The 15,726-nt window shown below is 50.1% G+C and carries 18 protein-coding genes and 1 riboswitch; of the genes, 17 read left to right on the forward strand and 1 reads right to left on the reverse strand.

The window, feature by feature from the left end; translation table 11 throughout:
* Window positions 1–75: 75 nt before the first annotated feature.
* From spoIIAA to MHH48_RS11555, 8 genes are all read left to right on the forward strand, one after another.
* The gene (gene spoIIAA, locus MHH48_RS11520) at window positions 76–429 is read left to right on the forward strand and encodes an anti-sigma F factor antagonist (RefSeq protein WP_076320918.1); all 354 of its coding nucleotides are present in this window, start codon (window positions 76–78) and stop codon (window positions 427–429) included.
* Entirely contained in the window at window positions 426–884 is a 459-nt protein-coding gene (gene spoIIAB, locus MHH48_RS11525; protein ID WP_076320919.1) for an anti-sigma F factor, read from the forward strand. The genes spoIIAA and spoIIAB overlap by 4 nt, the downstream gene beginning before the upstream one ends.
* Window positions 885–895: 11 nt before the next feature.
* Window positions 896–1,651, forward strand: a complete 756-nt coding sequence (gene sigF, locus MHH48_RS11530) for an RNA polymerase sporulation sigma factor SigF (protein ID WP_006209412.1) — start codon at window positions 896–898, stop codon at window positions 1,649–1,651.
* 181 nt (window positions 1,652–1,832) lie between these two features.
* Window positions 1,833–2,477, forward strand: coding sequence for a stage V sporulation protein AA (locus MHH48_RS11535; RefSeq protein WP_076320920.1), 645 nt, complete (start codon window positions 1,833–1,835; stop codon window positions 2,475–2,477).
* Window positions 2,474–2,902, forward strand: coding sequence for a stage V sporulation protein AB (locus tag MHH48_RS11540; RefSeq protein ID WP_076320921.1), 429 nt, complete (start codon window positions 2,474–2,476; stop codon window positions 2,900–2,902). Before MHH48_RS11535 ends, MHH48_RS11540 begins: the two co-directional genes overlap by 4 nt.
* Before the next feature lie 23 nt (window positions 2,903–2,925).
* On the forward strand, window positions 2,926–4,551 hold the full coding sequence (locus tag MHH48_RS11545; RefSeq protein WP_076320922.1) for a spore germination protein: 1,626 nt from the start codon (window positions 2,926–2,928) through the stop codon (window positions 4,549–4,551).
* A gap of 117 nt (window positions 4,552–4,668) precedes the next feature.
* Entirely contained in the window at window positions 4,669–6,000 is a 1,332-nt protein-coding gene (lysA, locus tag MHH48_RS11550) for a diaminopimelate decarboxylase (protein ID WP_076320923.1), read from the forward strand.
* A 210-nt stretch (window positions 6,001–6,210) separates the two neighbouring features.
* Window positions 6,211–6,642 (forward strand): peptidylprolyl isomerase, encoded by a 432-nt coding sequence (locus tag MHH48_RS11555; protein WP_009595227.1) that lies wholly within the window; start codon window positions 6,211–6,213, stop codon window positions 6,640–6,642.
* 69 nt (window positions 6,643–6,711) lie between these two features.
* Here the strand turns inward: MHH48_RS11555 and MHH48_RS11560 are convergent, their stop codons facing one another.
* On the reverse strand, window positions 6,712–7,113 hold the full coding sequence (locus tag MHH48_RS11560; protein WP_076320924.1) for an acyl-CoA thioesterase: 402 nt from the start codon (window positions 7,111–7,113) through the stop codon (window positions 6,712–6,714).
* A 202-nt stretch (window positions 7,114–7,315) separates the two neighbouring features.
* Window positions 7,316–7,500, forward strand: a riboswitch (FMN riboswitch).
* 267 nt (window positions 7,501–7,767) lie between these two features.
* Between MHH48_RS11560 and ribD the strand changes: the two genes are divergently transcribed.
* The 9 genes from ribD to MHH48_RS11605 all read left to right on the forward strand — a co-directional run bounded on the left by ribD (window position 7,768) and on the right by MHH48_RS11605 (window position 15,713).
* On the forward strand, window positions 7,768–8,868 hold the full coding sequence (gene ribD / locus MHH48_RS11565) for a bifunctional diaminohydroxyphosphoribosylaminopyrimidine deaminase/5-amino-6-(5-phosphoribosylamino)uracil reductase RibD (RefSeq protein WP_076320925.1): 1,101 nt from the start codon (window positions 7,768–7,770) through the stop codon (window positions 8,866–8,868).
* Between the two features lie 19 nt (window positions 8,869–8,887).
* Window positions 8,888–9,556 (forward strand): riboflavin synthase, encoded by a 669-nt coding sequence (gene ribE / locus MHH48_RS11570; RefSeq protein ID WP_076320926.1) that lies wholly within the window; start codon window positions 8,888–8,890, stop codon window positions 9,554–9,556.
* 47 nt (window positions 9,557–9,603) lie between these two features.
* A complete protein-coding gene (locus MHH48_RS11575; protein ID WP_076320927.1) occupies window positions 9,604–10,842 on the forward strand; it encodes a bifunctional 3,4-dihydroxy-2-butanone-4-phosphate synthase/GTP cyclohydrolase II in 1,239 nt (412 codons plus the stop codon).
* A gap of 261 nt (window positions 10,843–11,103) precedes the next feature.
* Window positions 11,104–11,571 carry a 6,7-dimethyl-8-ribityllumazine synthase gene (gene ribE / locus MHH48_RS11580; protein ID WP_006209422.1) on the forward strand — a complete coding sequence of 156 codons (468 nt, stop codon included), beginning with the start codon at window positions 11,104–11,106 and terminating at the stop codon, window positions 11,569–11,571.
* Window positions 11,572–11,636: 65 nt separating this feature from the next.
* Window positions 11,637–12,428 (forward strand): segregation/condensation protein A, encoded by a 792-nt coding sequence (locus tag MHH48_RS11585; protein ID WP_076320928.1) that lies wholly within the window; start codon window positions 11,637–11,639, stop codon window positions 12,426–12,428.
* A complete protein-coding gene (gene scpB / locus MHH48_RS11590; RefSeq protein ID WP_076320929.1) occupies window positions 12,397–13,002 on the forward strand; it encodes an SMC-Scp complex subunit ScpB in 606 nt (201 codons plus the stop codon). The genes MHH48_RS11585 and scpB overlap by 32 nt, the downstream gene beginning before the upstream one ends.
* A 189-nt stretch (window positions 13,003–13,191) precedes the next feature.
* The gene (locus tag MHH48_RS11595; RefSeq protein WP_076320930.1) at window positions 13,192–13,872 is read left to right on the forward strand and encodes a DUF2953 domain-containing protein; all 681 of its coding nucleotides are present in this window, start codon (window positions 13,192–13,194) and stop codon (window positions 13,870–13,872) included.
* The gene (gene ytfJ, locus MHH48_RS11600) at window positions 13,845–14,294 is read left to right on the forward strand and encodes a GerW family sporulation protein (RefSeq protein ID WP_076320931.1); all 450 of its coding nucleotides are present in this window, start codon (window positions 13,845–13,847) and stop codon (window positions 14,292–14,294) included. Before MHH48_RS11595 ends, ytfJ begins: the two co-directional genes overlap by 28 nt.
* A gap of 237 nt (window positions 14,295–14,531) precedes the next feature.
* On the forward strand, window positions 14,532–15,713 hold the full coding sequence (locus MHH48_RS11605) for a D-alanyl-D-alanine carboxypeptidase family protein (RefSeq protein WP_076320932.1): 1,182 nt from the start codon (window positions 14,532–14,534) through the stop codon (window positions 15,711–15,713).
* Window positions 15,714–15,726: the final 13 nt, after the last annotated feature.

Genomic DNA, 15,726 nt, shown 5'->3' on the forward strand with positions numbered 1-15,726 from the left:
GTTTTGTCGGGATGCAGGAATGTCTTTTTCAAATGTAGAAATCTTTGTTCATGTCAGGGAGGAGAGTGAGCAAACATGAATCTGCATGTTGATATGGAGCATCACAGGCATGTACTGATCGTCCGACTGTCCGGGGAACTGGATCATCATACGGCCGATCATGTCCGGATGCAACTGGATGAAGCTATTCAGAGACGTCAAACAGAGCACTTGGTACTGAGCTTAAAGGACTTGGACTTTATGGACAGCTCAGGACTTGGGGTCATCCTGGGACGCTATAAATTCATCAAGCAAAAGGGCGGAAAGATGGCGGTATGCGATGTCAAGCCGCAGGTTTACCGCTTGCTTGAAATGTCGGGGCTGTTCAAGATCATGCCGATATATGAGAACGAGGGCACGGCACTCTCGGGTTTGGAGGTAGTGTCATGAGTGAAGGAAGAGCACAGCATAATTTTATGACTCTGCAGTTTGCCGCAAAGTCGGAAAACGAATCCTTTGCCCGTGTCGCTGTGGCTGCGTTCATCTCCCAGATGGATCCCAACATGGATGAGCTGAGTGATCTGAAAACGGTAGTCTCTGAAGCGGTCACAAACAGCATTATCCACGGGTACGATAGTGATTCGGAAGGGATTGTCAAGATTGAAGCCTCCATAGACGGGGATATGATTACGCTGTGCATTGAAGATTCCGGCCATGGGATCGAAGACTTGGAAATGGCCAAGCAGCCGCTCTATACATCAAAGCCAGAGCTGGAGCGATCCGGCATGGGATTCACCATCATGGAAAATTTCATGGACGAATTTGAAGTGGTCAGCGAACCAGGCAACGGTACGTCGATCAAAATGAAAAAGAGGATCGAATCTAAGAAAGCTTTATATAATTAGGGGTTGGACAAATGGATGCCGATGTGAAGAAAACTTCGCAGACTTATTTGGACGACGCGGAGGTCAAACGACTCATTGCACTTAGCCAAAGCGGGGATAATGTCGCCCGGGACACGCTCGTCAACTGTAATATTCGTCTTGTCTGGTCTGTCGTTCAGCGGTTTATGAACCGGGGGTATGAGCCTGATGATCTGTTTCAGATCGGCTGTATCGGTCTCCTCAAATCCGTGGACAAGTTCGATCTCAGTTATGACGTAAAGTTCTCGACCTATGCCGTACCGATGATCATCGGAGAAATTCAGCGTTTCTTAAGAGATGACGGGACCCTGAAGGTCAGCCGATCGCTTAAGGAAATGGCCAACAAAGTCAGGAAGAAGCGGGACGAGCTGTCCAAGCAGCTCGATCGTCTTCCAACGGTGAAAGAGGTTGCCGAAGAGCTTGGGGTAACCCCCGAGGAAGTGGTGTTTGCCCAGGAGGCGAATAAACCGCCAACCTCAATTCATGAGACCGTATTTGAAAATGACGGGGATCCCATAACGCTAATGGATCAGATAGCTGATGAATCGCAAGAACGCTGGTTCGACAAGCTGGCCTTGAATGAAGCAATAGGAGGCTTGACCGAACGGGAGCGGCTCATAGTTTATCTGCGGTATTACCGGGATCAGACGCAGTCGGAAGTTGCCAGCCGGCTGGGCATATCCCAGGTGCAGGTATCGCGACTTGAGAAAAAAATATTGCAGAGCATACGGAACGAGATCGCGCAGTAGCGGGCCTCAGCCGTTATTCGAAAGTCTGCTCAAACTTAACGCCGCCCTTAGGGGACGGCGTTTTTTCATTTTTTAGTAAACCTTTTGGTCGTTTGGCGGATAAGAAAGTATGGTAAATCCGAGTAGAAAGGAGAGAGATTTCCCATACTAACGGTAATTTAGCAGTAAAGGAGTGTTTCGGATGAAGGTTAATCCCACTCCGACGGTGTTTCTGCAGCTAAGGAGCCGCATACGGTTACCAAGAGACCAGACCGTCAAACTAGGTGATGTCGCCTTCATTGTCTGCGATCCCGACTGGGAGAGACGGCTTAGAGCCCTGCCGCTTACGCAGCCGAAGGATCTCGATGGCAACCGCCTTGTCATGGATCTGATTCAAATCATCCCGAGGATTCAAGCGTTGATTCCCGGCGCCCATATCGAACCGATGGGAAACCATCATACCTTGGTGGAGCTTGTCGGTCCGGAGAGCAAGCGGTCAAAGTTGTGGTTCCCGCTCATTTGGCTGCTCTTGTTTTTCGGTTCCGCACTGACCATTATGAACTTCCATGCCGATGTTAACATGCTTGAGGTTCATATCCGAATCGTTGAAATGGTGACGGGGAAAAGAGACGAGCATCCCTATTTGTTCCAGATTGCATACTCGCTGGGGCTCGGATTTGGGATGACGGTGTTCTTCAATCATTTGTTCAAGAAAAAATGGAATGAAGAGCCGACACCGCTTGAGGTGGAAATGTACCTCTATCAGGAAAATCTGGATCAGTTCGTGGTCGCCGAAGAATATCGGAAAATGAACGCCGGCCCCGATACGACAGGTAAGGAACCATGATATTGTCCATTCTGCAAGGGATATTCACCTGTTTTCTTGGCGTAGCAGGGGGCATCGCCGTTGGCGGCGGAGTCATAGCGCTCATCATCGTGCTGGACATCATCCCGAGATTGTCCCAACTGACGGCAACATACAGCCGGGTTCATTGGTATGAAGGGGCTTTAATAGCGGGATCTTTCATCGGCACGGTGGCCGATTTCTGGAGATGGTCCATTCCATTGGGACCGGTTGTGAGTACCGTGATCGGATTAATGTGCGGGATATTCATCGGCATGCTGGCAGCTGCATTGACGGAAGTATTGAACGTATTGCCGATTCTGGCCAAGCGGCTCCGATTGACGGGGTATTTGTTTGGTCTTCTTATGGCCATGGTGGCAGGTAAGGTGGCGGGCTCTCTGTTCGATTGGTTTGTTTACAGCAAGTGATAGTAATGGCTAGGAGGTAGGTTATGGACGATAAAACAACACATAGCGGCGAACTGGATAGCGATATTCCGGTCATTCCCATCAAAGCGTTGGGGGAACAAGAGCTGAAGGAGAAAAGAGAGGCAGAAACCTCCAACAGCACTGAGGAATCCGTCATCTACTGGCAGCAAACCGACCATGTCCCCGCGAAGCTGAGTGAACTGAAAAAAGTGCTTAAGGAAGTTATCGGTCTTGGGGTTTCTTTTGATGTGGTATTCCGTGAAATGAACTTTGCCGGCAGAAATGCAGGGCTTCTCTTCTTAAACGGCTTCACGAATGATGTCGTGGTGACAGATATATTGACAAGGCTGACGTACCTGACACCGGAGGATGTGAGCAACCAGGCACTTACCGAGATGATGACCCGCTATATTCCACATGTCCAAGTGGAGCAGGATAAAAGACTAAGCAAAGTGATTAACGAAGTGCTTTCCGGTATATGTGCGCTGTTCATTGAAGACGCGCATTCCGCCATTTTGTTGGATACCCGGAAATATCCTGTGCGTGGGCTCGAGGAGCCTGCGGTGGAACGCGTGGTTCGCGGCGCAAGGGACGGGTTTACGGAGACACTCGTTACCAACGTGAACCTGGTGCGAAGACGAGTTCGTGATCCGGGACTGCATGTAGAGGTTATGAAGGTCGGAAGGCGGACGAGAACGGATGTATGCCTGGTTTTCATTGATGACATCGCGGACCACACCCAGGTTGAGGCAATTCGCAGCAAAATCCAGGAAGTGGATTTAGAGGGGCTTCCTCTCGGTGATAAGCAGCTCGAGGAAGCTATTGTGAACAAAGGGTGGCACCCTTTTCCGCTGGTCAGATATTCCGAACGGCCGGATGTTGTATCCTCCCATCTGCTCGAAGGCCGAATTGTGATCATGGTAGATACTTCGCCGAGTGTGATGATTATGCCCACTACGTTTTTGGATCTTTGTCAGCATGCCGAGGAGAATCGCCAGACTCCGTTTATGGGGACTTATCTCCGTTGGATACGTTTTATAGGCATTTTTGCATCCATGTTCCTGCTCCCGCTGTGGATGCTGCTGGTTGTCCATCCTGAACTGAAGCCGCCGGGACTCGATATCATCGGTCCGCATGAGAACGCTAAAATTCCGATTATCCTGCAGTTTCTGATCGTTGAATTCGGCGTGGATCTGCTCCGTTTGGCTGCCGTTCATACACCGACACCGCTTGCATCGGCGATGGGGTTGATCGCTGCGATTTTGATCGGCGATATCGCTGTTAAGACCGGATTGTTTGTCAACGAGGTCGTCCTGTATATGGCGGTTGCGTCCATTGGAATGTACGCGACCCCGAGTTATGAGCTGGGACTTGCCAACCGGATTGTCAGACTAATTCTGCTGCTCGCCACAGCTTTGTTCGCGGTGAAGGGCTTTGTCATCGGGACGACGCTTCTGATTCTGCTCCTGGCAACCCACCGTTCCTATAACTCATCTTATTTGTGGCCGTTTATACCATTTAGTGCAAAAGCGATGGGCGAAATTTTGTTTCGCAAACCGCTGCTTATGTCAAGAAGACGTCCGGCTCTCAACAAAACACGTGATAACACGAAGATGGGCCCTGAAATGAATCCGAGAGGCGAGCATTAACAATAACACAAATGTTGTGTTGAAAAATCCATTTTGATTACCTTCCGTTGTCTGCTATACTGTGAACAATTATTCGATTACCCTATTTTGAATCAATGGATCGGAGGAATTGTAAGCATGTTTTTACACGGTACTAGCAAGATTAACGATCAGGGGCATTTGGAAATCGGCGGGTGTGACACATCCGATTTAAAAGCTCAATATGGAACACCACTATATATTGTAGACGAGCAGTCGGTCCGTAATCGCTGCCGGGAATACATCGATGCCTTCAAGGCGTCCGGTTTGAAGTTCCAAGTCGCGTATGCCAGTAAGGCGTTTTGCGTGATGGCTATGTGTCAATTGGCTGACCAGGAAGGGATGTCGCTTGACGTTGTTTCCGACGGAGAGCTGTACACTGCACTTGAGGCCGGATTCCCAGCGGAACGGATTCATTTCCACGGAAATAATAAAACGCCGGAAGAGATTGAGATGGCGCTGGATGCGGAAATCGGCTGTTTCGTTGTCGATAACGTAGTTGAACTGCATATGCTGCAAGCGATTGCTGCCGAGAAGAACCGGAAGGTCAACATTTTGCTTCGCGTGACACCGGGAGTTGAGGCTCATACGCATGAGTATATCTCAACAGGCCAAACGGATTCGAAATTTGGCTTCGATATCGGCAACGGCTCCGCTTATGAAGCGGTTAAGCTTGCCGAGTCTCAAGCGAATATTCATTTGATGGGCATTCATTCCCATATCGGCTCCCAGATTTTTGAGGTAGAAGGGTTTCAGATGGCTGTTTCACGCGTTGCAGAATTTGCGGCCAAAGTCAAGGCGGGACTCGGCATTACGTTCGAGGTTGTAAATCTTGGCGGCGGATTTGGAATCCGATATGTGGACGGGGACACTCCGCTTCATGTATCCGACTATGTAAAAGCGATTACGGATGCGGTGAAGACCCACTTCGCCGGCATTGACAACACGCTCCCTGAAATTTGGGTAGAGCCGGGGCGCAGTATTGTCGGTGAAGCAGGCACCACCCTTTATACGGTGGGCACAAGCAAAGATATTCCCGGGATCCGTAAATACGTTGCCGTAGACGGCGGAATGACGGACAACCCGCGTCCGGCGCTGTACGAATCAAAATATGAAGCGCTGCTCGCGAACCGGGCGAATGAGAAGCCGGAAGAAACGGTATCCATTGCCGGCAAGTGCTGTGAGAGCGGAGACATGCTGATCTGGGATCTGGAGCTTCCGAAGGTAGCAACAGGCGATTTGCTGGCCGTATCCTGCACAGGCGCATACAATTATTCCATGGCTAGCAACTATAACCGGATCCGCAAACCTGCGGTTATATTCGTGAAGGACGGACAGAGCAAGCTGGTGGTACGCCGCGAGTCGCTCGCGGACATCATCAGCCACGATGTAGTGCCGGCAAGTGTAACCAAAGAAACCGTAACGAACTAAACGGATGTTTGTTTTACGGCTCTAATATCCTAGAGGGCCCGCCAATGCCACCGGCTGCGGTCAGGGCTCTTTGGCATGCCTTGGACTTGATATGGAATGTGCAAACGGGGACAAGATCATTTTGCTTCGAGGCTCAATTCATAGTAAACTATAGAATGCATTGTAAAAAAATCGATTGAAGCGTTCTAATAACGGAAGGAGATAACACATATGGCTAAAAAAGCAAAGATCACATTGGAGAACGGCAAAGAGGTCGTGTTGGATCTGTTTGAGAATGATGCACCGAACACGGTAGCTAATTTTGAGAAATTGGCAAACTCCGGGTTTTATAACGGTCTTGTATTCCACCGCGTAATCCCTGGGTTCGTAGCTCAAGGCGGTTGCCCACAGGGAACGGGAACAGGCGGTCCTGGCTATACCATCAACTGCGAGATCAACCCTAACAAGCATGAGCGTGGCAGCTTGGCCATGGCGCATGCTGGCCGCAACACGGGCGGAAGCCAGTTCTATGTATGCTACGAGCCGCAGCCGCATTTGGACGGACAACATACGGTGTTCGGCAAAGTTGTTGAGGGCATGGAGTACGTGGATGCATTCAAAGGCCGTGATAAAATGGAAAAAGTAGAAGTATACGAAGCATAAAAATAGCTTCTGTTCAGGACAGGCTCACTCTTAAGGGTGAGCCTGTTTTTATTGTTATTCCGGTAGGAGTTACGCAGGGTCGGGAAAGAATTGACGAAGCTCTTCCGGAACAGGCCGGCTTTTACGAGTATGTACATCCATCGCCACACTGGTAACGGCGGCATCCGCGCAAAGCTCTTCCTGTTTGTTGTAAATCTTCTGAAGCAGCACATAACTTGTACGACCCATAGAATGCGGTTCGGTCACGATGGTCAGCCGTTCGCCTTGGCCGCACTCCTTGCGGTAATTGATGTTGATATTGACGGTAACGGTCTGGACGCCAAGCCGTTTCAGCATATCATATTGAAGACCTCCTGCTTCATACCATTCCTCACGGCCCCACTCCAGATATTCCAGGTATTTGGCGTTGTTTACATGTCCGTTCACGTCGATTTCCGTAGGACGGACGATAATGTCCAGCGAAGTTTTCATCCCAGCTCGCTCCTTTTTAACTGTATCTAGTTCCCGGGTTTATCCTACTAAACTGTTCTCTCTATGGGGAGTATTCTCCTTCTGGAGTCCATACACATATTGGTGAATAAAGTTATAAACTTTAAAAAAGTTAGTTGTTTGTTCTTGCAATTATCAAAAGGTGGTGATAAGATTCTTCATAAGATCAAACAATTTCATATGTTTTATCCTTCGGGGCAGGGTGAAATTCCCTACCGGCGGTGATGAACGCAGTGATTGAGCTTTTGAAAGCAGATGGCTGTGTCTTAGTCCGTGACCCGGATACGCGTGTGTTGGTTACACACCGTATGCGGTGGACCTGGTGAAAATCCGGGACCGACAGTATAGTCTGGATGGGAGAAGGAGTGAGAGACACATAAGCAACATGTGCTATTTGTGTCTATGCACACAACGTGATATGCGTTATGTGCAGGTTTTCACATGCAATTCAAATCTGTGCTCGCGATGATTGGATGTCGCCGGTAACGGATTTGGGTCGTTTGTTATAGGCAAAACCTGCATTTATGACGGTTATTTAGTGTGTCAATGATTAACTCCTATCAAGCCCTGTTAAGGATTCCCTGAATCTTTGGCAGGGCTTTTTTATGTGAACATTGGGAAAGGGGCATGTTTACCATGGATATCGTCAACGATGAATTCTATATGTCACTTGCGCTGGACCTGGCTGAACGTGCTCAGGGTCAAACCGGGATAAATCCGGTGGTTGGCTGTGTCGTTGTTAAGGATGGCGCGCTTGCAGGGGTGGGAACACATTTGGAGCGCGGAACACCGCACGCTGAGGTTCATGCCCTGAATATGGCTGGCAGCAAAGCGGCGGGAAGTACGGTGTACGTGACACTGGAGCCCTGCAGTCACTATGGTACGACGCCGCCCTGCAGCGAGAGGCTGATTGCCGAGGGTGTTCAGCGAGTGGTTGTTGCTTGTGAGGACCCTAATCCTCTGGTTGCGGGCAAAGGGATTCAAATGCTGCGCGCAGCGGGAATTCGGGTTGAGACCGGTGTCCTTAAGGAACGTGCGCTTCGCTTGAACGAAACCTTCATTAAGTTCATTACGACGGGTCAGCCCTTCGTAACGTTAAAGACAGCCAGCACGCTGGACGGAAAAATCGCATCAAAAACCGGCGATAGCAAGTGGATATCCAATGAAGAATCAAGAGAGCTTGTGCATACGCTGCGTCATCGCCATCAAGGCATCATGGTTGGCGTGTCAACAGTTATCGCGGATAATCCGAGCCTGACAACGAGACTTGGCGTGAAAGGTTTGCATCCGATTAGGATCATCGTGGATTCCAGCCTGCGAATCCCGCCCGACAGCCATGTCGTGACAGACGGATTGGCGCCAACGTGGATCTTGACGACGGAGAAGGCCGATGAGACGAAGCGGATCGGGCTGGAAGAGCTGGGCGTTCAGGTCATCCCCTGCGGGCCAGGTCCACGTGTGGATCTGAAGGCTGCGCTGGCGAAGCTGGGACAGAAGGGGATTGCCTCCATTTTGCTGGAAGGTGGCGGTACTCTAAATGGCTCGATGCTGGAACAAAAGCTGGTGGATCGGCTCATCCAGTTTATCGCCCCTAAGATTATCGGCGGGTATGATGCACCTGGAAGTTACATGTTCAGCGGGTATGAACAGATGGACCAAGCGATTATGCTGACAGGACTTGAGACGGAAAGACTGGGCGACAATATTTATGTCACCGGGATTCCGGTCTGGAAATAAGGAGAAAGGAGGGAAGCCTGTGTTTACTGGATTGGTTGAGGAGATCGGCGAAATGAGGCGTATCGGACGGAAAGGCGAAGCCATGCTGCTGAGCATTTCCGCTAGCCGGATCATGGATGATTTAAAGCTGGGGGACAGCGTATCCGTTAATGGCGTCTGCTTGACAGCCACAACGATTGACAAAGGAATATTTACGGTCGATGTGATGCCGGAAACCTACAGAAATACGAACCTTAAGGAACTGCAGCCAGGCGGAAAGGTGAATCTGGAACGGGCAATGGCGGCCGGAGGTCGATTTGGAGGCCATATCGTTCAGGGGCATGTGGATGGCGTCGGCGTCATTCGGAATGTGCAGGCAGATCAGAATGCCGTGGTATACGAGATTGAGCCCGCGAGTGGGGATGTATTCAAATATATCATTCCGAAGGGCTCCGTCACACTGGATGGAATCAGCTTGACCGTTGTCAAAACAACAGATTCCTCCTTTACGGTATCCATCATCCCCCACACGCTGGCGGAGACGGTGCTGGCATATAAAAAAGCAGGCGATACGATTAATATCGAATGCGACATTTTAGGGAAATATGTAGATCACCTGCTGCATTACGGCTCAGAAGGGGCCGGGAGCAGAGGCGGGACAAAACCGGGAATCAGCAGGGATTATCTTGCAGAGCATGGATTTGCCTAAGCCGAGTGCTTCACATAGAGTCTCCATGAGAAGAAGGAGGAGTAGCGATGGATGAGCGCTTTTCATTTCATACAATCGAAGAGGCGTTAACCGATTTGAAGGAAGGCAAGGTCGTCATTGTCGTAGACGATGAAGACCGTGAGAATGAGGGCGATTTTATCGCATTAGCTGATATGGCAACTCCGGAGGTCATTAATTTTATGATCACCGAAGGCAGAGGGTTGGTATGTTTGCCTATGACGCAGGCCAGAGCTCAGGAGCTCGACCTCAAACCGATGGTTACCCAAAATACGGATTATCATGGAACGGCCTTTACGGTCTCCATTGATCATAAGGATACCACGACAGGCATCTCGGCCTATGAGCGGTCCATCACCGTCAAAGGTATCTTGGATTCGAATGCATCTGCATCCGATTTCCGAAGACCGGGTCATATGTTCCCACTGATCGCAAAAGATGGAGGCGTCCTGCGCCGGGCAGGGCATACGGAGGCCGCTGTCGATCTTGCCAGATTGAGCGGGTCCTATCCGGCCGGCGTCATCTGCGAGGTGATCAAGGAAGACGGCACAATGGCACGGCTGCCGGACCTTGTGGAGATTGCGAAGAAGCATGATCTGAAGCTGATCAGCATCAAGGATCTGATTCATTACCGCAATGAAAAAGAAAAGCTGGTCCAGCGAGAGGTAGCTGTGCGGATGCCGACCGATTTCGGCGTGTTTCAAGCGGTTGCCTACACCAACGACGTGGACAATAAAGAGCATGTAGCTTTGGTAAAAGGGGAGATCGATGGGAATGAGCCTGTCCTCGTACGCGTGCATTCCGAGTGCCTGACGGGAGATGTGTTCCACTCCCATCGCTGCGATTGCGGTCCCCAATTCGAGGCGGCCCTCCGCCAAATCGATGAAGCGGGCAGAGGCGTTCTTCTCTACATGCGCCAGGAGGGGCGGGGCATCGGCTTAATCAACAAACTGAAAGCCTACAAGCTCCAGGAAGAGGGACTCGACACTGTAGACGCCAACCTGAAGCTCGGCTTTGCGGCAGATCTGCGTGATTACGGCATCGGAGCCCAGATCCTGAAGGATTTGGGGATCAGAAAGATCCGGTTGCTGACAAACAATCCACGCAAAATCAAAGGCCTCGAAGGATACGGCTTGGAGGTGGTCGAGCGCGTTCCGATCCAAATGCCGGAGAACGAGGATAACACGGGCTACCTGCATACCAAGCAAGCCAAGCTCGGACATATGCTGAAATTCAACGATATTGAGCAGAACGAGAGCACCAATTAATCACCACATAACAAAAGGTCAATCATGTGGGGAGGTTTGCCTCATAGAACGACCAAGCGAAGAGGACGGAATGCTGCTGGAGAAGCGGTAGCGGTCGCCTTTAAATCCTGATTTCTTCCCTCCAGAAAATAGATCATGAAATCAGGAGTTAACAGCGATCGGAAGCAGCAGCCGTCAGCGCAGCGGGCAACCACATTGATGTCATCCCAAATCCCATGTTTGACCTTAAATAAACTCCAAACCGAAAGGAAGTTTTCCATCATGGCAACTATATTTGAAGGTAAATTAGTATCCGAGGGATTAAAGTACGGTATCGTCGTAGGTCGTTTCAACGAGTTCATCACCAGCAAGCTGCTGAGCGGCGCACTGGACGCATTGAAGCGACACGGCGCACAGGAGAACGAAGTGGATGTCGCGTGGGTGCCGGGAGCGTTTGAAATCCCGCTCATCGCCCAAAAAATGGCAGAAAGCGGCAAATACGATGCAATCATCACCTTGGGAACCGTCATTCGCGGCTCTACCACGCACTATGATTATGTGTGCAACGAAGTGGCCAAGGGGGTATCCGCAATTAACCTGAAGACCGGTGTACCAACGATTTTCGGTGTCGTCACGACGGAGAATATCGAACAAGCCGTGGAGCGTGCGGGAACGAAGGCTGGCAATAAAGGTTGGGATTCCGCGATGGCAGCCATCGAGATGGCGAACTTGACGAAAAGCCTAAAATAGTGCTTATTTAATGTAGTGCTCTTTTTTAGAGCACTGCATTTTATTTTTTGGCGGGAGGATTCACCGTGACCGTATTATACAAGCTGGAAACGTTTGAAGGACCGCTCGATCTGCTGCTGCATTTGATTGATAAAGCGGAAATCGACATCCAGGATATTCCCGTCAGCGAGATTACCGAACAATACATGGCCTATTTGCACAACATGCAGGAGCTGGAGCTGGAGATTACGAGTGAGTTTCTGGTGATGGCTGCAACGCTGCTGTCTATAAAAAGCAAGTTATTGCTTCCGAAGCCTCCGGTTATCGAGATGGACGAGTTTGATTTTTATGAAGAAGATGACATGGATCCGAGAGCAGAGCTTATTGCCAAGCTGATCGAATACCGCAAGTACAAAGGCATCGCCCGCCATTTGCATGAGAAGGAATGGGAACGCAGTTTAATTTATTCCAAGGAAGCCGAAGACCTCACGCCTTACATGCCGGAAGTGGAAGAGAATCCGGTGCAAGGATTACATATTTCGGATTTGATCGCTGCTTTTCAAAAAGCATTAAGCAAAGCAGTCAAGCGCACATCGTATGCCCGCATTCAGCGGGATGAAATATCGGTTAAGGACCGGATTCGTCAGGTCATTGATGCCCTGGAGGAGGTTGGGCCGGGAGGCAGGATCCTGTTCTCCAAGCTGCTTGACGAAGAGATGGTACGGCATGAAATCGTGGTAACCTTCCTGGCCATTTTGGAACTGATGAAAATGAAGCAAATTTTGTGCTACCAAGAGAAGTTGTTTGAAGATATCGTCATGGAGTGGAGAGGGGAAGGACGCATTGATGGATTATCCGAAGCTGAAATCGATTATTGAGGGGCTTCTGTTCCTGTCGGGAGAAGAGGGCTTGTCGGTTAGGCAAATTGCTGAGATCACCGAGCAGTCGGATGGCCTGGTTGGCGAAGCGCTTGAGGACATGAAGGAAGAATGGGAGCGTTACGAGCGGGGGATTCAGATCGTACAGATTGCGGGGAACTACAAAATCGCTACGCTGGCCGAACATGCTCCGTATTTTGAGCGCCTGGCGTATTCGCCTTCCCGTTCTTCCTTGTCACAAGCCGCACTCGAAACACTCTCCATCGTTGCCTATCGTCAACCGATTACGCGTGTAGAGATTGAAGACATCCGCGGCGTCAAGGCCGAACGGGCGATCCATACGCTCGTAAGCAAAGGACTGATCGAGGAAGTCGGACGGGCCGAGGCGATTGGCAGACCGATTTTGTATGGAACAACCAAGTCTTTCCTGGAATATTTCGGACTTGCCAATATCAAGGATTTGCCGGAGCCGTCGCAATTTGAGGATAATGATAACTTGGAAGAGGAAACGCAGCTGTTGTTCGATAAGCTTGACGGTCGTCAACTTACGTTTGATGATGTAGAGGAAAGTTAGCTATTATACAACACAATAGGCTGTAATAGAATCCTGGGCGTGGAGAAATCCACCGTCCGGGATTTTTTAATGTCACTTGCGAAAGTTTGAAATCAGGGACTTGGAATCGTTTCGCATCATTTTGGGGCACTTTTGCCATACTAAGCCAAGCGGATTACATTTTACTAAGTACGTTTTGGGGGTTACTTCGTGAGGGTATGGATCTTTCTGGCGGTCGGTTTGGTCGTTCTCCTCATCGTATTGCTGGTCGTTGTGCTGAGCTCCAAGGTAACGATTAAGCTGGATGTGGTTCTAAGAAAAGATGAATATAAATTGTTGGCGGAAATTAAAATGATCTTCGGATTGATTACGCGGAAATATGAAGTCCCCTTTCACCTGGCAGACGGTGGGATCGAGTTTAAGAAGGAAACCGTTCCCGTAGAGCAGGGGATTCCCCTCCGTTCGAAAGAGCAGGAGGATCCTTCAAGCAGAACTATTCGATACAGGGACTATGCGCGGGTATTGTGGTCTACAAAAGGTTTCAAAAAATGGACGAGAAAGACGATGGCGGCCGTTCATCTCATGGATGTGCGCTGGTCAACCCGGATTGCGCTTGAGCATGCGGCCGATACAGCGGTAGCGACCGGGCTGCTGCATGGCATCAAGCATACGCTTCTGGGATGGATGTCGTATCGCCTGATCATGGAAGAGATGCCCCAAATCGATGTGGTGCCAATCTTTAACGGTCCGCCGCAAATTTCCACAGAGCTAAACTGCATAGCGAAAATCTCCTGCGGAAAAGCTATGTATGCTGGACTGGTACTTATAGTTCGCGTGTTAAAGGTGAAAGGAGGAATTAGATCATGGCAGAACACCCTATTCAAGGCTTGATGCAAACGGCTATGGAAAACATCAAGGGAATGGTGGACGTTAATACGATTGTAGGCGACCCGGTGAATACGCCTGACGGCAGCGTTATCCTGCCAATCAGTAAAGTGGCTTTTGGTTTCGCTGCCGGCGGTAGCGACTACAACGTTGAGGCGGGAGGCACACACTCAACTACCACGAACGGGACGCATCACGATCACAGCGCCCTTCCTTTTGGCGGCGGCAGCGGCGGTGGCGTGTCCATTCGGCCGATTGCTTTCCTGGTCGTGGGTAAAGAAGGAGTGCACATCGTGCCGCTCGACAATCAAACCCATCTGTTTGAACGGATTATTGATGCGACACCGTTTTTACTCGATCAAATCCAGTCGATGTTTCAATCAGGCAGCAATGCCGCGAACGACACCACGCCTCCGCCTGCGTACTGATGGAGCAAGCAAATCCCTTTCGTTCACAACGAAAGGGATTTTTGCTGTGAAGATTAGTGGATTTATAAGCTTTCAGCCGAGGCTAAACTCAAACCGATCATTACTGGAAAAACTTCACTTTAATGGGGGGGCGGTCTTGGTGAAAGTACGTCGACAGACGTTTCTATTGCGAAATGGACATACCTTTAGCGTGAACGACATATACTTGTACAAGATTTCTGAACACCGGAGGATAAGATGATGAAAATGAAATGGACGAACTGCAAGTCTTTGTTATCCATGTTAATTGCCATAAGCTGCTTGCTGGTAACGGCTGTCCCCGTGCATGCAGATCATGAGAATGGCCCCGCCAATCATGCGCAGGCAGCTGCACTGATTGATGTCACTTCCGGTAGAGTGCTGTACAGTAAGAACGGGGACGAGCGTTTGAGAATCGCAAGCCTGACCAAGATCATGACAGCCATCGTGGCAATTGAACACGGCAAGCTGGATGATCGCGTCAAGGTCTCCAAAAATGCTTTTGCCAAAGAGGGCTCCTCGATCTTCCTGAAGCTTGGTGAGGAGATGACGCTTGAGAATTTGCTGTACGGCTTAATGCTGCGATCAGGCAACGATGCCGCGACGGCGATTGCCGAACATGTCGGGGGGACGGAAGAAGGCTTTGTATTGCTGATGAACGAGAAGGCGGCCGGGCTCGGCTTGACGAACTCGCATTTTATGAATCCCCATGGACTGGATCATGATGAACATTACTCTTCTGCTAATGACGTAGCCAAACTGACGGCCTATGCCCTCAAGAACCCTGTCTTTAGCGAGATTGTCAAAACCCCGACCAAGAAAGCGCCCAATCCGAATGAAGCGTGGGACTACAAATGGGATAACAAAAACAAGATGCTTCGTTTCTACGAGGGGGCGGACGGCGTCAAAACCGGTTACACCAAAAAAGCATTCCGCTGCCTGGTGAGCTCTGCCACCCGAAACGGTCAGCAGATTGCGGCGGTCACGCTGAACGACGGCAACGATTGGAATGATCATTCCAAGATGCTGGATTACGGATTTGCCCATTTTCCACTGAAAAAGGTTACGGAGAAAGGGCAGAAGATCCAGGGCTATCCACTCGTCACGGGCAGTTCCTTTACGTATGCGTTCGCGCATGATGAGGAAGCACGCTTGGTGAAGAAACTGGTCCTGCATAAAGCGAGCACACCCGACTTGTCTTTCGGACTACGGGGTCATATTGAACTGGTGTTGGATAATGTCAGCATCGGCAAAATTCCAGTCTATGCGGAAGGAAGCAAGCTTCCTGAAGTCCCTGAGGTCTTGCAGAAGTCAAGAAGCACATCCGGACCACTCGGTTCGTTGTCGCTGTGGCAGTCTGCAGGAGAAGTGCTTAGGCATCTGTTCAGGGCCAAATCATAACTAGCCTTCGCTA

The sequence above is a fragment of the Paenibacillus sp. FSL F4-0100 genome, assembly GCF_037993005.1.
Taxonomy (GTDB): Bacteria; Bacillota; Bacilli; order Paenibacillales; family Paenibacillaceae; genus Paenibacillus_AQ.